15 protein-coding genes are annotated in these 16,452 nt (G+C 67.1%); 10 read left to right on the forward strand and 5 right to left on the reverse strand.

The genetic code is table 11. The features are described from left to right. On the forward strand, positions 1 to 720 hold the full coding sequence (locus ACUTAF_RS14520; protein ID WP_445580610.1) for a DUF3108 domain-containing protein: 720 nt from the start codon (positions 1 to 3) through the stop codon (positions 718 to 720). A gap of 128 nt (positions 721 to 848) precedes the next feature. Here the strand turns inward: ACUTAF_RS14520 and ACUTAF_RS14525 are convergent, their stop codons facing one another. Further along, on the reverse strand, positions 849 to 2,057 hold the full coding sequence (locus ACUTAF_RS14525) for an ammonium transporter (RefSeq protein ID WP_445580611.1): 1,209 nt from the start codon (positions 2,055 to 2,057) through the stop codon (positions 849 to 851). Positions 2,058 to 2,429: 372 nt separating this feature from the next. Here ACUTAF_RS14525 and ACUTAF_RS14530 point away from each other — a divergent pair, with 372 nt between their 5' ends. The 6 genes from ACUTAF_RS14530 to ACUTAF_RS14555 all read left to right on the forward strand — a co-directional run bounded on the left by ACUTAF_RS14530 (position 2,430) and on the right by ACUTAF_RS14555 (position 9,106). Beyond that, positions 2,430 to 2,741 carry an ElaB/YgaM/YqjD family protein gene (locus ACUTAF_RS14530; protein ID WP_445580612.1) on the forward strand — a complete coding sequence of 104 codons (312 nt, stop codon included), beginning with the start codon at positions 2,430 to 2,432 and terminating at the stop codon, positions 2,739 to 2,741. Between the two features lie 9 nt (positions 2,742 to 2,750). Continuing rightward, complete coding sequence (locus ACUTAF_RS14535) at positions 2,751 to 3,110, forward strand: phage holin family protein (protein WP_445580613.1); 360 nt, start codon at positions 2,751 to 2,753, stop codon at positions 3,108 to 3,110. After that, positions 3,107 to 3,415, forward strand: a complete 309-nt coding sequence (locus ACUTAF_RS14540; RefSeq protein ID WP_445580614.1) for a hypothetical protein — start codon at positions 3,107 to 3,109, stop codon at positions 3,413 to 3,415. The genes ACUTAF_RS14535 and ACUTAF_RS14540 overlap by 4 nt, the downstream gene beginning before the upstream one ends. 197 nt (positions 3,416 to 3,612) lie before the next feature. After that, on the forward strand, positions 3,613 to 4,944 hold the full coding sequence (locus tag ACUTAF_RS14545) for a deoxyguanosinetriphosphate triphosphohydrolase (RefSeq protein WP_445580615.1): 1,332 nt from the start codon (positions 3,613 to 3,615) through the stop codon (positions 4,942 to 4,944). A gap of 6 nt (positions 4,945 to 4,950) precedes the next feature. Further along, complete coding sequence (locus tag ACUTAF_RS14550) at positions 4,951 to 6,009, forward strand: FUSC family protein (RefSeq protein ID WP_445580616.1); 1,059 nt, start codon at positions 4,951 to 4,953, stop codon at positions 6,007 to 6,009. A gap of 145 nt (positions 6,010 to 6,154) precedes the next feature. Further along, positions 6,155 to 9,106, forward strand: a complete 2,952-nt coding sequence (locus ACUTAF_RS14555; protein ID WP_445580617.1) for an HD domain-containing phosphohydrolase — start codon at positions 6,155 to 6,157, stop codon at positions 9,104 to 9,106. Between the two features lie 67 nt (positions 9,107 to 9,173). Here the strand turns inward: ACUTAF_RS14555 and ACUTAF_RS14560 are convergent, their stop codons facing one another. Further along, positions 9,174 to 9,515 (reverse strand): YggL family protein, encoded by a 342-nt coding sequence (locus ACUTAF_RS14560; protein WP_445580618.1) that lies wholly within the window; start codon positions 9,513 to 9,515, stop codon positions 9,174 to 9,176. Positions 9,516 to 9,729: 214 nt separating this feature from the next. Here ACUTAF_RS14560 and dacB point away from each other — a divergent pair, with 214 nt between their 5' ends. Then, positions 9,730 to 11,166 (forward strand): D-alanyl-D-alanine carboxypeptidase/D-alanyl-D-alanine endopeptidase, encoded by a 1,437-nt coding sequence (dacB, locus tag ACUTAF_RS14565; protein WP_445580619.1) that lies wholly within the window; start codon positions 9,730 to 9,732, stop codon positions 11,164 to 11,166. Between the two features lie 31 nt (positions 11,167 to 11,197). Here dacB and rlmKL read toward each other — a convergent pair whose 3' ends face one another. Continuing rightward, complete coding sequence (gene rlmKL / locus ACUTAF_RS14570) at positions 11,198 to 13,375, reverse strand: bifunctional 23S rRNA (guanine(2069)-N(7))-methyltransferase RlmK/23S rRNA (guanine(2445)-N(2))-methyltransferase RlmL (RefSeq protein WP_445580620.1); 2,178 nt, start codon at positions 13,373 to 13,375, stop codon at positions 11,198 to 11,200. A 417-nt stretch (positions 13,376 to 13,792) separates the two neighbouring features. Between rlmKL and rmf the strand changes: the two genes are divergently transcribed. Then, on the forward strand, positions 13,793 to 14,008 hold the full coding sequence (gene rmf, locus ACUTAF_RS14575; RefSeq protein WP_080756998.1) for a ribosome modulation factor: 216 nt from the start codon (positions 13,793 to 13,795) through the stop codon (positions 14,006 to 14,008). A 92-nt stretch (positions 14,009 to 14,100) separates the two neighbouring features. Here rmf and ACUTAF_RS14580 read toward each other — a convergent pair whose 3' ends face one another. Together ACUTAF_RS14580 and ACUTAF_RS14585 are read right to left on the reverse strand one after the other, a co-directional pair. Beyond that, entirely contained in the window at positions 14,101 to 15,123 is a 1,023-nt protein-coding gene (locus ACUTAF_RS14580) for a quinone-dependent dihydroorotate dehydrogenase (protein WP_445580621.1), read from the reverse strand. Between the two features lie 86 nt (positions 15,124 to 15,209). Continuing rightward, a complete protein-coding gene (locus ACUTAF_RS14585; RefSeq protein ID WP_445580622.1) occupies positions 15,210 to 15,431 on the reverse strand; it encodes a DUF2835 domain-containing protein in 222 nt (73 codons plus the stop codon). A 145-nt stretch (positions 15,432 to 15,576) separates the two neighbouring features. Here ACUTAF_RS14585 and ACUTAF_RS14590 point away from each other — a divergent pair, with 145 nt between their 5' ends. After that, positions 15,577 to 16,452, forward strand: a complete 876-nt coding sequence (locus ACUTAF_RS14590) for a DUF6685 family protein (RefSeq protein ID WP_445580623.1) — start codon at positions 15,577 to 15,579, stop codon at positions 16,450 to 16,452.

The raw sequence follows: 16,452 nt of genomic DNA on the forward strand, positions 1-16,452 counted from the left end.
ATGCGTCGCGCCCTGTTGTTCGCTCTGACTCTGCTGAGCCTACCCGCCCTCGCCACGGACGCCCTTACCCCCTTCTCCGCCAGCTACACCGCGGACTGGAAGCAACTGCCGGTCAGCGGCAGCGCCGAACGCAGCCTCAAGCGCGAAGGCGAGGATCGCTGGACGCTCAGCTTCCAGGCCTCGATGCTGGTCGCCAGCCTCAGCGAGGAGAGCGTCTTTCGCCTCGACAATGGCGCCCTCTTGCCGCTGAGCTACCGCTTCAACCGCAGCGGCCTGGGCAAGGGCAAGACGGTCGAGCAGGATTTCGACTGGGAGCAGAAGCAGGTACTCGGCAACGACCGCGGCGACGCGGTGCGCTTCCCGCTCAACCGCGGCCTGCTGGACAAGTCCACCTACCAGCTGGCGTTGCAGCAGGACGTCGCCACCGGCAAGCAGAGCATGAGCTACCAGGTGGTGGATGGTGACGAGATCGAGACCTACGACTTCCGCGTGCTCGGCGAGGAAGCCGTGCGCACCAAGGCCGGCCTGATCGACGCGATCAAGGTCGAGCGCGTGCGCGATCCGACGCAGAGCGCGCGCAGGACCGTGCTGTGGTTCGCCAAGGACTGGGGCCACCTGCTGGTGCGCCTGCACCAGGTGGAGAAGGACGGCAAGGAGTACCAGATCATGCTCAAGGAGGGCACGGTCGACGGCAAGCCGGTCGAAGGCCGCCGCGACTGACGCACCTCTTTCCATAAAAGCCGCGACACCCATCGGGATCGCGGCTTTTTTGTGCGTCCCTGAACGGTCGCGGAGCCATGTGCGGCAGCTGAGTGCGCACGGCGCACCCAGCTCATCAGGGTCGCGGATCAATCCAGGCTGACTGCACCGATCTTGTGCACCGACAGGTCGGCGCCGTTGAACTCCTCTTCCTGGCTCAGGCGAATGCCCAGCAGCGCCTTGAGCAGGCCATACACCGCAAAACCACCGGCCAGCGCCACCAGCACGCCCAGCGCGCTGCCGATCAGCTGACTGACCAGGCTCACCCCGCCCAGACCGCCGAGGGCCTCCAGGCCGAAGATGCCGCAGGCGATGCCGCCCCACACGCCGCACAGGCCGTGCAGCGGCCAGACGCCGAGCACGTCGTCGATCTTCCATTTCACCTGGGTCGCGGTGAAGGCCCAGACGAACAGGGCGCCGGCGATCGCGCCGGTGACCAGGGCGCCGACCGGATGCATCAGGTCGGAGCCGGCGCAGACCGCCACCAGGCCAGCCAGCGGGCCGTTATGCAGAAAGCCCGGGTCGTTGCGACCGACCAGCAGCGCCGTCACGGTGCCGCCAACCATCGCCATCAGCGAGTTGACCGCCACCAGGCCGCTGACGCCATCGAGGGTCTGCGCGCTCATCACGTTGAAGCCGAACCAGCCGATGATCAGGATCCACGAGCCGAGGGCGAGGAACGGGATGTTCGACGGCGCCATGGCCACCAGCTTGCCGTCGCGGTAGCGGCCGTTGCGGCGACCGAGCAGCAGCACCGCGCCGAACGCCAGCCAGCCACCCATGGCATGCACCACCACCGAGCCGGCGAAATCATGGAAGCCGGCGCCGAAACGCGCCTGGAGCCAGCCCTGCAGGCCATAGTTGCCGTTCCAGATCATGCCCTCGAAGAAGGGATAGACGAAGGCGACGATCAACGCCGTGGCGCACAGCTGCGGGCCGAACTTGGCGCGCTCGGCGATGCCGCCGGAGATGATCGCCGGGATGGCCGCGGCGAAGGTCAGCAGGAAGAAGAACTTCACCAGACCGTAGCCATGGTTCTCGGTCAGCGCCGCCGCCGGCTCGAGGAAGGTCACCCCGTAGGCGACCCAATAGCCGATGAAGAAATAGGCCAGGGCCGAGATGGCGAAGTCCGAGAGGATCTTCGACAGCGCATTGACCTGATTCTTCTGCCGCACGGTGCCCACTTCGAGGAAGGCGAAGCCGGCATGCATGGCCAGCACCATGATCGCGCCGAGCAGGATGAACAGGGTATTGGAGCCGTGGATCAGGGTTTCCACGGCGCTGTTGATGTTTTCCATCTGCGAAGAAAACTCCGGCGTTGGAGAAAAAGCACCAAACCAAGGCGCGAAGCTCGCTGCACGCACCAGAATGCAGCCAACAACCTCGCCATGCCCTCGAAAAGTGCCCGATGGAAGCCCCAAAATGGCGCCACCCGAATCCGGCACTTCGGCACTTATTTCTTATTTATTAGATAGTTAGGGTCGCGACCGGCCGTCCTGACCCAGCCCCGGAAAGCCCCATCAGGGCGCATCGCCGGACCTGCGCGCACCAACTCAATGCAAGCGCTATACCAGCGCCCGCCCCGTCATCTTGCGGTCGTTATTGTTGGAACCCTTTGCGCCGGGGCGCACTCGTAACTCATACACGCCGCAACCTAGAGGAAGCGCTTCATGTCCCGAGATATCCCGAGCAGCCAGGACGCCCTGATGGAAGAGTTCCAGGCCCTGGTCCGCGAAACCGAGAAACTCCTGCATCATTCGGCCAGCCTCGCCGGCGATCAGGCGGAGGCCCTGCGCGACGATATCCGCACCAGCCTCGACCGCGCCCGGGAGACGCTGCGCCACGCCGAAGCCAGCGTGCGCGAACAGGGCAAGATCGCCGTGGACGCCACCGAGGATTACGTGCACAAGCATCCCTGGCAGGCACTCGGGGTGTCCGCCGCGATCGGCGTGCTGTTCGGCCTGCTCATCAGTCGCTCCTGACGGGCCGCCATGACCAGCAATTCCACTCCCCGCAGCCTGGGGGCGGCCCTGCTCGGCCTGCTGCAGGGCCACGTCGCACTGCTCGGCCTGGAGCTGCAGGAGCAGCGCGACCAGGCCCTGCGCGCATTGCTGCTCGGCGGCCTGTGCCTGAGTTTTGCCCTGCTGCTGCTGATCGGCATCTCCGCGCTGCTGCTGATCCTGTACTGGGACAGTCACCGCCTGGCCGTGGTCATCGGTCTGTGCCTGTTCTATGGCTTGGCCCTGCTGGCCAGCGGCGCCAGCCTGGTGCTCGGTCTCAAGCGTGGCGAAGCGCCGTTCGGCGCCAGCGTCGAAGAACTGAAACGCGACCGCGAGCAATTGCTGCCATGAACCGTCCCACCTTCCCCAGCGGCGGAACCCGCCGGCAGATGCATAAGGCGGTGCTGCGCATGCGCCTGGAAATGCACCGCCAGGAGCTGCGCCACGAGATGCTGCAACTCACTCAGCCGCTGCGCCAGGTGCGCCAGTATGGCCAGCGGCTGCGCCAGGGCGCCGCACCGGTTTGGTTCGCCGGCGGGGCGCTGGCCCTGGTCGGCCTGCTCGGCGGCCGACGGCGCTGGCGCCGCTGGTTGCGCCTGGCCCTGATCGCCGTGCCGCTGCTCAGGCGTCGTCCTCCCGTTCCCCGGCGTGGCTGATCGATCGGCCACGCCGGGCTGGCTGCGATACAGCTTCTGGCGGTCGCCGCGCAGTGCCGATGGCAACGCCGATGCCGCGTCACCGGCGTGCAGCCGCGGAAAACCACGATGGAGGCACAGGCAGCCCGCCGCAGACTTGCAGGCAAAGGCGCGAACGCCGAAGCTAGGGCTCTGTTTCCCCTAGGCGAGGATCGGCCTTGGATTGGCATACCCTGCTCACCCGCGAACGTCTCGGCAAACCCGCTCCCGGCTCCGCCGAGCTGGGCCGCAGCCCTTTCCACAAGGACCACGACCGCATCATCTTCTCCGGCGCCTTCCGCCGCCTGGGGCGCAAGACCCAGGTGCATCCGGTCACCAGCAACGACCATATCCACACCCGCCTGACCCACTCGCTGGAGGTCAGCTGCGTCGGCCGCTCGCTGGCCATGCGCGTCGGCGAGATGCTGCGCGACGAGCTGCCGGACTGGTGCGCGCCGAGCGACCTGGGCATGGTCGTGCAGTCGGCCTGCCTGGCCCACGACATCGGCAACCCGCCGTTCGGCCATTCCGGCGAGGATGCCATCCGTCACTGGTTCCAGCAGGCCGCCGCACGCGGCTGGCTGGATGCGATGAGCGACACCGAGCGCGCCGACTTCCTCAGCTTCGAGGGCAACGCCCAGGGCTTTCGCGTGCTCACCCAGCTCGAATACCACCAGTTCGACGGCGGCACCCGGCTGACCTACGCGACCCTCGGCAGCTACCTCAAGTACCCCTGGACCGCGCGCCACGCCGAGGCCCAGGGCTACAAGAAGCACAAGTTCGGCTGCTACCAGAGCGAGCTGGCGCTGCTCGAGCAGATCGCCGCCAAGCTGGAGCTGCCGCAGCTCGAGGCGCAGCGCTGGGCGCGCCATCCGCTGGTGTACCTGATGGAGGCGGCCGACGACATCTGCTACGGCCTGATCGACCTGGAGGACGGCCTGGAAATGGAGCTGCTCGACTACGCCGAGGTCGAGGCGCTGCTGCTCGACCTGGTTGGCGACGATATTCCGGAAACCTACCGTCAACTCGGACCGCAGGACTCGCGCCGGCGCAAGCTGGCGATCCTGCGCGGCAAGGCCATCGAGCACCTGACCAATGCCGCCGCCGGCGCCTTCGTCGAACAGCAGCGCGACCTGCTGGCCGGCAGCCTGCAGGGCGATCTGGTCGAGCACATGCACGGTGCGGCCAAGCGCTGCGTGCAGAGCGCCAAGTCGCTGGCCCGCGAGAAGATCTTCCACGACAAGCGCAAGACCCTGCACGAGATCGGCGCCTACACCACGCTGGAAATACTCCTCAACGCCTTCTGCGGCGCTGCGCTGGAGCAGCACGGCGGGCGGGCGCCGTCGTTCAAGCACCAGCGCATCCTCGATCTGCTCGGCAACAATGCGCCCGAGCCGGACTGGCCGCTGTACCGCTCCTTCATGCGGGTGATCGACTTCATCGCCGGCATGACCGACAGCTACGCTACGGAAATGGCGAGGGAGATGACCGGACGTTCCAGCCCGGTGTAGCAGGCTATGAAGAATCTGATCCGCAGCAGTTTCACCTGGCATGCCGGGCCGCCGGCCTGGGGCCCGGCGCTGGTCGCCGGGTTCGGCTGCGCGCTGCCCCTGCTGCTCGGCCTGTTCACCGCCCACAGCGGCTTCCTCTGGGCCTCGGCCGGCGCCTTCCAGGCCGCCCAGGCCAACCCGCTGCACCGTTTCGGCATGCTGCGCATGCTGCTGCTCACCGGCCTCGGTGCCTGCAGCGCAGGCCTCGGCTTCTGGGCCGCCAGCCATCCGCTGGTCAGCCTCGCCATCTTCGCCGTCTACGGCCTGCTGCTGGCCTGGCTACAACGCTTCGGCAGCGAGGCCGGCAAGCTGGGCATCGGCCTGGCCATCTGCCTGTGCCTGGGCCAGGGCCAGTTCGGCATCGGCAACCTGCACAACCCCTATGCGGTGGCCATGCTGTTCGTCCTCGGCGGCCTCTGGGTGATGCTGCTGGCCTTCGGCCTGCGCGGCCTGCACGGCCTGCGCATGTGGCCGTACATGCCGCGCTTCATCAGCATCCTCAAGGTGCTCAGGCGCCACGCCCAACGCCTGCCGCGCCAGCAGTGGCGCCTCCACGCGCTGGCCTGCATGCTGGCCTTCGCCGCTTCCGGGCTGATCGTCAACCTGGCCGGGCTGTCGCGTGGCTACTGGCTGACCCTGACGGTGATCACCACCCTGCAGCTGGAGTTCCAGGGCAGCCTGGTGCGCGCCCTGCAGGCCAGCCTGGCCAGCCTGGCCGCCGCCGGCCTGCTGATCGTCTTCGGCCACAGCCTGCAGAACCCGCCGCTGATGGTGATGACCCTGCTGCCGCTGGTGGTACTCAGCCGCGCCCTGCAGGCCAACCACTACGGCCTGTTCGTGCTGCAGACCAGCCTGTGCTTCGTGCTGCTGTCCGAAAGCCTGGCGCAGGACTGGCACCTGGCCGAGGTGCGCCTGCTCAACGCGCTGATCGGCGTCGCCCTGGCCCTGACCGTGGCACTGCTGGTGCACGGCCTGCGCCTGCAGCTGGACAAGCCACGCCGTCTGCAGCAGCACCAGGAATCGTAACGACGCCGACTCGTAGGGTGTCACGGCGCACCCTACAGCCGCCGCGTCCTGGCGAGGCGCCTCCCCAAACCGAGGGTCGAGGCACGAGCGAGGACTGTTCACTATGCTTGCCCTGCCCGCAGCGCCACCCAAGGAGAGAAGTGCGATGCCCAAGACCGCCGTTGCCCGCGAGCGTCGCTTCCCGTTACACGTCCATATCAGCGCCCTGTTCACCCTCCTGTTGCTGCTCACCGGCGCAGTGCTGGGGTTGTTCAACTACCAGCAGACCAGCCAGATGATCGTCTCCGGCAGCGCCAAGCTGTTCGAGCGCATCCAGCACGACGTGCAGCAGGACCTGGACAGCACCTACCGGCCGATCCGCCACCTGCTCAGCCTGCTGGCGCTGGACCCGGCCACCCAGGCCGACGACCTGCAGGCCCGTCTGGCCCTGCTGCGCCCCTTCGTCCAGGCCCTGCGCGACAACCCCAAGCTCGGTTCGCTGTACCTGGGCTATGACGACGGCGATTTCTTCATGATCCGCCCGCTACGCAGCGACGCGCTCAAGCAGCGCTTCGACGCTCCACCCGGTGCCGCCTACCAGGTCTGGTCGATCGAGCGCAGCGCTACCGGCACCGAGGCCCACTACCTGTTCTACGACGGCTCGCTGAACCAGCTCGGCCGCCGCCAGCGCCTGAAGGAACGCTACGATCCGCGCGAACGCGACTGGTTCATGCGCGCCCGCGCCGACGGCGGACAGATCACCACCGCGCCCTATGTGTTCTTCTCCACCGAGGAGGTCGGCACCACCCTGGCCCGGCGCAGCGGCCTGACCGCCGTACTGGGTGCCGACCTGACCCTGGCCGATCTCTCCGCCACCCTCGCCGCGCATCGCGTCACGCCCAACAGCGACCTGGTGCTGGCCGATGCCGAGGGCAACGCGGTGGCGTACCCCGACAGCGGCCGGCTGATCCGCATCGACGAAACCGGCAAGCACCTGGTCAAGGTGCGCGAACTCAACCCGGCGCTCGGCGAGTTGCTCGCAGGCGAACTCAGCGAACAGGACCAGGGCACCGTGGAGCTGGCCCAACAGCGCTGGGCCATGGCCCACCGGCACCTCCAGGAAGGCGGTCCGCAGGGCCTGCACCTGGCGTTGCTGGTGCCCGAGCGCGAGCTGCTCGCCGATGCCTACCGCATCCGCTGGCAGGGCGCGCTGATCACCCTCACCACCCTGCTGCTGTGCCTGCCGCTGGGCTGGCTGGCCTCGCGCCTGGTGGTCAAGCCGCTGCGTGCATTGGTGCAGGAGGCGGAGGCAATCCGCCGCTTCGACTTCGACCACCCGGCCAGCGGTCGCTCGCCAATCCTCGAAGTCGATCAGCTGGCGGTGTCGATGGCACGGATGAAGGACACCCTCGCCCGCTTCCTCGACATCGCCGCCAGCCTCTCGGCGGAGACCCGCTTCGACGCCCTGCTGCGGCGGGTAATGGATGCCACGGTGGCGATCAGCGAGGCGCAGGGCGGGCTGATCTACCTGCTCGACGCCGACAGCAACCGCCTGGAACCTGCCAGTCTGCTCGTCGACGGCCAATTGCGGGCACTGGACGAGCTGGGCATCCAGGGTTTCGACCTGCTCGAGCCAGCCCTGCCCGATTGGCTACGCGGGCCGGCCAGCGGCGGCGCCAGCATCGCCCTGTCCATCGGTTTCGACCAGGCCGGCAGCTTTCGCGGCCTGCTCTCGGCGCTGGACAGCCCGCGCCTGCACCTGATCGCCGCCGGCCTGCACAATCGCCAGGGCGATACCATCGGCGTGCTGGTCCTGCTGCAACGCGATGCCGGCGACGGCAACGACAGCATGCTGCGCCCGGAACGGGTGGCCTTCGTCGACGCGGTGTCCGGCAGCGCCGCGCTGTGCATCGAGAGCCAGCGCCTGCTGGAGAAACAGAAAAAGCTGCTCGACGCCTTCATCCAGCTGATCGCCGGCGCCATCGACGCCAAGAGTCCCTATACCGGCGGCCACTGCCAGCGCGTGCCGGAAATCACCCTGATGCTCGCCCATGCCGCCGCGGAGAGCGACGAACCGGCCTTTCGCGCGTACCGGCCCAGCGACGAGGACTGGGAGGCGCTGCATATCGCCGCCTGGCTGCACGACTGCGGCAAGGTCACCACCCCGGAATACGTGGTGGACAAGGCGACCAAGCTGGAGACCCTGTACGACCGCATCCACGAGATCCGCATGCGCTTCGAGGTGCTCAAGCGCGACGCCTGGATCACCTACTGGAAAGGCCGCGCCGAGGGCGGCGACGACGGCACCCTGGCGACGCTGCGCGATGGGTTGCTGGCCGAGCTGGACGAGGAGTTCGCCTTTGTCGCGCGCACCAACCTCGGCGGCGAGGCCATGGCCGAGGCGGACCAGGTGCGCCTGCAGCGGATCGCCGAACGGCGCTGGCTGCGCACCCTCGACGACCGCCTGGGAGTGTCCTGGGAGGAAGCCAAGCGACTGGAACGGCGCCCGCCGGCCTGCCTGCCGGTGGAGGAGGCGCTGCTGGCGGACAGGCCCGAACACCTGATAGAGCGCCCGGCGCAGGAACTGATCGGCCCCGACAACCCCTGGGGCTTCCGGCTGGAAGTGCCGCAGCACAAGTTCAATCGCGGCGAGCTGCACAACCTGAGCATCGCCCGCGGCACCCTGACCGCCGAGGAACGCTACATCATCAATCACCACATCGTGCAGACCATCCTGATGCTCGAGCGGCTGCCCTTCCCCAAGCACCTGCGCAACGTCGCCGAGATCGCCGGCGGGCATCACGAGAAGATGGACGGCACGGGCTATCCCAAGCGTCTGACGCGTGAACAGATGAGCCTGCCGGCGCGAATGATGGCGATCGCCGATATCTTCGAGGCGCTGACCGCGGTGGACCGGCCGTACAAGAAGGGCAAGACCCTGTCGGAGGCGCTGAACATCATGGTCGGCATGTGCCAGGCTGCGCACATCGACCCGCCGCTGTTCGCCCTGTTCGTTCGCTCCGGCGTCTATCGACGCTACGCCGAACGCTTCATGCAGGCCGAGCAGATCGATGCGGTGGACGAGCAGGCGGTGCTGGAGAAGGCAGGACTGGCCTGACGGCCTTGGATCGGGCGAAAGACCGATCCGCGGATACGGCGCCGGAGAACCCGGCGCCGAATGCCGATCAAGCCTGGTTGATCGGGTTTTCCGGGTACCAGACATCCAGCAGCGGGCTGATCTCGAAGCCCTGCAGCTCGTCGCGGCCCTTCAGCCAGGCCTCCACGGCCGCACGCTGCTCTTCGTTGACCGAACCACGCTTGGCCAGGCAGACCAGACCGTAGTCCTCGCCGCCGACGTAATCCAGACCGTTGCCGGCGATGGCCTGGTCGAGGAACTGATCGATGAAGGCATCGACGGTCTTGTCGTTCAGGTCGGCCTTGAAGTTCAGGGTCAGCTCGAAGCCCAGCTCCTGGAATTCATCGACACAGAGCTTCTTGCGCAGACGGCGGGAACGGTTGGTCGCCATGAAACTATCCTCAGAGGTGATAACGCGCGGCACTCTAGCAGATCGGCCGACTTGCCGCTCGCTCGCGCGCTTGCTGCATAATTACGGCAACTTTTTCCGGTGGCGAACTGTCGTTAGGTTCTCGTACGAAACGGCGCCCGTTCGGCGACCCTGCGTACGGCAACCCGCTTCGCCCCTTTTGCTGTCGCCGCGCCAGCGCGCAAGGTTGTTCGTCATGATGCAACGGTTTCGCCAACTGGCACTGAGTGCCCTGCTCCTGCCTCTCGCCCTCTCCTGCCAGGCGGCGGGCAGCCCGCTGCCGGCCAAGGTCGAACAGGCGCTGAAGGCCAACAAGATTGCCGCCCGGTCGTTGTCGGTGGTGACCCTGCCGTTGGGCGGCCAGGGCGGCGGCCTGCAGTTCAACGCCGACGTCTCGGTCAATCCGGCCTCGACCATGAAGCTGGTGACTACCTATGCCGCGCTCGAACTGCTAGGCCCCAGCCACCAGTGGAAGACCGAGTTCTACGCCGACGGGCCGCTGACCAACGGCGTGCTGCAGGGCAACCTCTATCTCAAGGGCGGTGGCGACCCCAAGCTGAACATGGAAAAGCTCTGGCTGCTGCTGCGCGACCTGCGCCTCAATGGCGTGCGCCAGGTGCAGGGCGATCTGGTGCTCGATCGCAGCTTCTTCGTCGCACCGCAGCTGCCGGCCTTCAACGACGACGGCGGCGATGCCAACAAGCCCTTCCTGGTGGCCCCCGACTCGCTGCTGGTCAACCTCAAGGCGCAGCGTTTCATCACCCGTGCCGAGGGCGGCAAGGTACAGGTCGCCATGGACCCGCCGATCGCCGCGGTGCGCATCGACAACCAGGTCAAGCTGCTCAAGGCCGCACCCTGCCCGGCCTGGCCCGACGTGCGCTACAACGCCGTGGAGCAGTACGACGGCACCACCCTGGTCGTCACCGGTCGGCTGGCCGAAGGCTGCACCGCGCAGACCTACCTGTCGCTGCTCGACCACCCCAGCTACGCCGCCGGCGCGGTGCGCGGCATCTGGCAGGAGCTGGGCGGCAAGATACTCGGCAAGGATCGCCTCGCCCCGGTGCCGGACAAGGCCCGCCTGCTGGTGCGCGCCTATTCGCCGGATGTGGTGGAGATCGTCCGCGACATCAACAAGTACAGCAACAACACCATGGCCCAGCAGCTGTTTCTCAGCCTCGGTGCGCAGTTCCGCACCGAGGCCGACAGGGACGACGCCATGGCCGCGCAGCGGGTGATCCGCAGCTGGCTGGCGCGCAAGGGCATCACCGCGCCGCATCTGGTGATGGAGAATGGCTCCGGCCTGTCGCGCGCCGAGCGCATCAGCGCGCGGGAAATGGCGGCGATCCTGCAGGCGGCCTGGCGCAGCCCCTACGCGGCCGAGTTCCGCAGTTCGATGCCGCTGGTGGCGCTGGACGGCACCATGCGCAAGCGCCTGCGGCGCACCCCGCTGGTGGGCGAGGCGCATATCAAGACCGGCACCCTGAACAACGTGCGCGCCATCGCCGGCTACAGCCGCGACAGCAACGGCCAGGACTGGGCGGTGGTAGCGATCCTCAACGACCCCAAGCCCTGGGGCGCCACCTCGATCCTCGACCAGGTGCTGCTGGAGACCTACAAACAGCCGAAGCGCTGAATATCCGTGGAGGGGGCCCGACAACCTCGCGCTACCGCGCGCTGAAACGCCAGGCGCGGTGGATCTTCGGGTTGCGGGCGAAGTCCGGATCGAGGGTCTGCGCGCTGATTTCCTCGACCTGATAACGCGCCGCCAGGCCCTCGTCGAGCTGGAACTTGCGGAAGTTGTTGGAGAAGTACAACACCCCGCCGCGGGCCAGACGCGCCATGGCCAGGTCGAGCAGCTCGACGTGGTCGCGCTGCACATCGAACACCCCTTCCATGCGCTTGGAATTGGAGAAGGTCGGCGGATCGATGAAGATCAGCTCGTACTCGCAGCGATCCTCGGCCAGCCAAGCCATCACGTCGCCCTGTTCCAGGCGGTGCTTGTCGGAGAAGCCGTTGAGCGCCAGGTTGCGCCGCGCCCAGTCCAGGTAGGTCTTCGACAGGTCGACGCTGGTGGTACTGCGCGCGCCGCCCTTGGCCGCATGCACGGTGGCGGTGGCGGTGTAGCAGAACAGGTTGAGAAAGCGCTTGCCGGCGGCCTCGCGCTGGATGCGCAGGCGCAGCGGGCGGTGATCGAGGAACAGCCCGGTATCGAGGTAATCGGTGAGGTTGACCAGCAGCTTGACGCCGCCTTCGTTCACCTCCATGAACTGTCCCTGGGCCGCCTGGCGCTGGTACTGCTTGCTGCCGCTCTGCCGCTCGCGGCGCTTGATCACCACCCGGTTCTGCGCCACGCCGAGGGCCTGGGGAATCGCCGCCAGGGCGTCGAGCAGGCGCGCCTGGGCCTTGTCCGGATCGATCGAGCGCGGCGCCGCGTATTCCTGCACGTGCACCCAGTCGCGATACAGGTCCACCGCCAGGGCGTACTCGGGCATGTCGGCATCGTACAGGCGATAGCACTCCACGCCCTCGCGGCGCGCCCACTTGCCCAACTGCTTGAGGTTCTTCTGCAGGCGGTTGGCGAACATCTGCCCGCCTTCGGACAGACGTGCCTGCGGCGCCGCCTCGGCCGCCGGCTCGGCCTCTTCGCGGCCGCGTCGCTCGCCGGTGACGAACTGCTCGGTCTGAACCTGGATCAGCAGCAGCTTGCACGGCAATGCGCCGTTCCAGAAGGAATACTGCTTGTGGCTGCGCAGGCCCATGCGCTTGCCCAGCTCCGGCGCGCCGGTGAACACCGCAGCCTCCCAGCCCAGGCAGGCCTGGCGCAGTCGCTCGCCGAGATTCTGGTAGAGATACAGCAGGCTGGCTTCGTCGCCAAGGCGCTCGCCATAGGGCGGGTTGCTGATCACCAGGCCCTTCTGGTTCTGGTCCGGGCGCGGCTCGAAGCTGCCCAGCTCACCCTGGTAGATCTTCACCCAATCGGACAGGCCGGCGCGCTCGACGTTGTTGCGCCCGGGCTGGATCAGCCGCGGATCGGCCTCGTAGCCGCGAATCCACAGCGGCGGCTTGGCCAGGCCGGCGGCGGCGCGCTGCTCGGCCTCGGCATGCAGTTTCTTCCACAGCGCCGGCACATGGCCGAGCCAGTTGGAGAAGCCCCAGCGCTCGCGCTTGAGGTTGGGAGCGATATCGGCGGCCATCAACGCGGCCTCGATCAGGAAGGTACCGACGCCGCACATGGGGTCGGCCAGGGCTCCGCCCTCGGCGGCGATACGCGGCCAGCCGGCGCGGATCAGCACCGCGGCGGCGAGGTTTTCCTTGAGCGGCGCGGCGCCCTGCTGCAGGCGATAGCCGCGCTGGTGCAGGCTGTGCCCGGACAGATCCAGCGACAGCACGGCCTCGCCACGATCCAGGCGCAGATGCACGCGCAGGTCCGGATTGAGCTTGTCGATGCTGGGCCGTTCGCCGCTGCTGGTGCGCAGGCGGTCGACGATGGCGTCCTTGACCTTGAGCGCGCCGAAGTGGCTGTTGTCGATACCCGAGCCATGGCCGCTGAACTCCACCGCCAGGCTGCCGGCCGGCTCCAGGTGATCGCGCCAGTCCACTGCCTTGACGCCCTCGTAGAGGTCGTCGGCGTTGCTCATGGAGAAGCGCGCCAGCACCAGCAGTACGCGGTTGGCCAGGCGCGACCACAGGCACAGGCGGTAGGCGGTCTCCAGCTCGGCCTGGCCGCGCACCGCGGCGGTCTGCTCGCGCGCTTCCTCCAGCCCCAGCGCCTTGGCCTCTTCCAGCAACAGGCCTTCGAGCCCCTTGGGGCAGGTGAGAACGATCTCGTAACGATCCGACATGGACTTTCCAGTGCCTATGGCATTCAGGGAGGTGCGTTCTGTGCACCTCGACTCAAAATAAGTGACAAAGCGTCGCACCGCGACCCTTCGTCGGAACAAGCAAGCAGTCTCATTTGCACTAGCACAATGAGCTCACCGGCGGCCACGGCCAGTCCCTGCGGCGTTCGGCTGGGAACCGCTGGCCATCTGCCCAGCTCCCTTATGGCGTGACCCGCACTTAGGTTACGCCCTTATGACAAATCGATCATTCACAGGCCCCGGTGCATTCGTTAGAACACTACCTAAGGCTTTCGCTGCAACGGCGGGGGCACAGGAAGTTCGCCACGCCGGCAGCGAACTTCTGCAGGCAGAGCCTCTCTGCCCGGCCTTGCCACAAGGCCAACGGGACATAACAGTCAACAGTGAGGGCAGCACCCTATGAGAAGACTTAAGCGTGATCCGTTAGAACGAGCTTTTCTGCGCGGCTATCAGTACGGCATCAATGGGAAATCCCGCGAACTTTGCCCCTTTACCCTGCCTTCGGTACGTCAAGCCTGGCTCAATGGCTGGCGCGAGGGCCGTGGCGACAACTGGGACGGACTGACCGGCGCGGCCGGCATCCATCGCCTCAACGAACTTCACGCTGTCGGCTGATCAGGATCACACCCGACTTCACCATGCCGACCCCCTCCGGGCGGCGGGCGCAAGCCCAGGGGCTCCTTCGGGAGCCCTTTTTTATGGCGCCTCTATCGGCGCGTCGCAGCGATGGCGTCAACTGCCTCACGAATCAGCGCCGGCCCCTTGTAGATGAAGCCCGAGTAGATCTGCACCAGGCTCGCTCCGGCGGCGATCTTCTCCGCCGCATGCCGGCCCTCGGTGATACCGCCGACCGCGATGATCGGCAGACGCCCGCCCAGCTCGCCCGCCAGGACTCGTACGATATGGGTGCTCTTGTCGCGCACCGGCGCGCCGGACAGACCGCCGGCCTCGTCGGCGTGGGCAAGGCCTTCGACGCCTTCGCGGCCGAGGGTGGTGTTGGTGGCGATCACCGCATCCATCCCCGCCTCCACCAGCGCCGCCGCCACCAGCGCGGTTTCCTCGTCACTCATGTCCGGGGCGATCTTGATCGCCAGCGGCACGCGCTTGCCGTGCTGCTGGGCCAGATCCTCCTGACGCAGACGCAGCGCCTCGAGCAGCGCCTTGAGCGAATCGCCGAACTGCAGGCTGCGCAGCCCGGGGGTATTCGGCGAACTGACATTGACCGTGACGTAGCTGGCATGGGTATAGACCTTGTCCAGGCAGGCCAGGTAGTCGTCCACCGCATGCTCGACCGGGGTGTCGAAATTCTTGCCGATGTTGATCCCCAGCACGCCCTTGAACTTCGCCGCCTGCACGCGCTGCAGCAGGTGGTCGACACCGAGGTTGTTGAAGCCCATGCGGTTGATCACCGCCTCGGCTTCCGGCAGGCGGAACAGCCGCGGCTTGGGGTTGCCCGGCTGCGGCCTCGGGGTGACGGTGCCGATCTCGACGAAGCCGAAGCCCAGCTGGGCGAAGCCGTCGATGGCGTCGCCATTCTTGTCCAATCCGGCGGCCAGGCCGACCGGATTGGGAAACTGCAGGCCCATGACAGTCGTCGGTAGACTGGCCGGCGCCTTGCTCAGCAGGCCGTTGAGTCCCAGACGACCGCCGGCACCGATCAGATCGATAGATAGCTCGTGAGAGGTTTCCGGGGACAGTTTGAACAGCAGCTCGCGGGCCAGGGAGTACATGGGCAGGCTCAGCTCGATAGATGAAAGATGGCGGGTCGGCGATTATAGCCGTCCGCCGCGGCCCGGTGCGAGGCAAGCGCGCCAGATCAGGCTAAAGGGCGCAGGCTCAGCAGTTCGCCGGAGGCGCTGAAGTCCAGCACGAAGGCACCATAGATTCCTGCATGAGTCAGAAAGGGCCGCAGATGATGGACAGGTAAACTGACGCGGCGGCCGTCGCGGCTTTGCGCCATAATCCGGTTGGCATGGCCGCGATACACGCTCTGCAATCGTTCGGCCGATAACGCGATATCCAGTACCAAGCTGGGCATGGAGGCACCCTTCGCAAATGAATGCAGCTATTTTGCCACAGACCCGCCCGCGCGCCGGCGCCCTGGCTTCGCGCCGCGCCGCATGGGCAAGAGCCGTCGACCTCTGCCACACTGCGATGGACGTACCTGGAGCGACCCGCCGGCCATGAGCCTGTCCGAGCCATCAACCCTCAGTGCCCGTCTGACCGCTCTGGCGCACCGCCTGGGATTGATCGGTCGCGGCTCACGGCAGATCTTCGCCCGCGCCAGTGCGCTGCGCTTGCCATTTCGGCTGCCGCCGCCGGCCGGCACAAGTATCTGCTGGCACGAGGGCCCGCCGCTGCAGCGCCTGGTCGATCTGCCACGCGGCGCGCTTTCTGGTCCGGTGCAGGAAGACAAGGCTCTCGCCCATGCCGCCCTCACCCAGGTGGTGAAGAGCGAAACCCAGCAATTGCCGGCGTTCGACCTGCGCTCAATCGACGGTTTCGCCTGCAACGCACCAACTCAGCAAGGCTACGCCAGCTTCGAGGAGTATGCGGCGAGCGAGCACTGCAAGCAGGTTCGCATCATCAGCTACAAGGATTTCGTCAAGACCATCAGCCAGGCCTTGCCGCACTTTCTCGCCGGCGAGACGCTCGAGCTGCGCCAGGCCAGCTGGCGCGGTGCACGCGTTTTCTGGGCGGGGGAACAACAGGGCGAAGCCTTCGCCGGCGCCATCGTCTATGCTCGCCGGCGCGGCCTGGAGGCGCTACTGCCGGCCAACCTGATCCGCTATCGCCTGAGCGCCAGCGGGCTGGACAACCTGCAACTGCGCTATCACGTGCTGGCCATGCCTGGCGAAGCCTGGAGCGACCCAGGCTTCATGGGCCTGCTGCTGGACAACGGCCTACCCTATGCCCGTCTGTCCCTGCTGAAGGCCGCGGGCGCGCCGGAGTTTCTCCTGCTGCCCAAGGAGCATCCTGAGGCCACTGCCCTGGGCGAGGGCCTGCGCCTGGCCGGCGCTCCCGACGTGCTGGGCTATCTGCGCCAGCTGGCGCAGTAG

This window comes from Pseudomonas sp. SP16.1, assembly GCF_052682975.1.

What these genes read in the sequence shown, in the direction of transcription:
- ACUTAF_RS14520 (WP_445580610.1), top strand. Translation starts at nt 1, where the DNA reads ATGCGTCGCGCCCTGTTGTTCGCTCTGACTCTGCTGAGCCTACCCGCC.
- ACUTAF_RS14525 (WP_445580611.1), bottom strand. Translation starts at nt 2,057, where the DNA reads ATGGAAAACATCAACAGCGCCGTGGAAACCCTGATCCACGGCTCCAAT.
- ACUTAF_RS14530 (WP_445580612.1), top strand. Translation starts at nt 2,430, where the DNA reads ATGTCCCGAGATATCCCGAGCAGCCAGGACGCCCTGATGGAAGAGTTC.
- ACUTAF_RS14535 (WP_445580613.1), top strand. Translation starts at nt 2,751, where the DNA reads ATGACCAGCAATTCCACTCCCCGCAGCCTGGGGGCGGCCCTGCTCGGC.
- ACUTAF_RS14540 (WP_445580614.1), top strand. Translation starts at nt 3,107, where the DNA reads ATGAACCGTCCCACCTTCCCCAGCGGCGGAACCCGCCGGCAGATGCAT.
- ACUTAF_RS14550 (WP_445580616.1), top strand. Translation starts at nt 4,951, where the DNA reads ATGAAGAATCTGATCCGCAGCAGTTTCACCTGGCATGCCGGGCCGCCG.
- ACUTAF_RS14555 (WP_445580617.1), top strand. Translation starts at nt 6,155, where the DNA reads ATGCCCAAGACCGCCGTTGCCCGCGAGCGTCGCTTCCCGTTACACGTC.
- ACUTAF_RS14560 (WP_445580618.1), bottom strand. Translation starts at nt 9,515, where the DNA reads ATGGCGACCAACCGTTCCCGCCGTCTGCGCAAGAAGCTCTGTGTCGAT.
- dacB (WP_445580619.1), top strand. Translation starts at nt 9,730, where the DNA reads ATGATGCAACGGTTTCGCCAACTGGCACTGAGTGCCCTGCTCCTGCCT.
- rlmKL (WP_445580620.1), bottom strand. Translation starts at nt 13,375, where the DNA reads ATGTCGGATCGTTACGAGATCGTTCTCACCTGCCCCAAGGGGCTCGAA.
- rmf (WP_080756998.1), top strand. Translation starts at nt 13,793, where the DNA reads ATGAGAAGACTTAAGCGTGATCCGTTAGAACGAGCTTTTCTGCGCGGC.
- ACUTAF_RS14580 (WP_445580621.1), bottom strand. Translation starts at nt 15,123, where the DNA reads ATGTACTCCCTGGCCCGCGAGCTGCTGTTCAAACTGTCCCCGGAAACC.
- ACUTAF_RS14585 (WP_445580622.1), bottom strand. Translation starts at nt 15,431, where the DNA reads ATGCCCAGCTTGGTACTGGATATCGCGTTATCGGCCGAACGATTGCAG.
- ACUTAF_RS14590 (WP_445580623.1), top strand. Translation starts at nt 15,577, where the DNA reads ATGAGCCTGTCCGAGCCATCAACCCTCAGTGCCCGTCTGACCGCTCTG.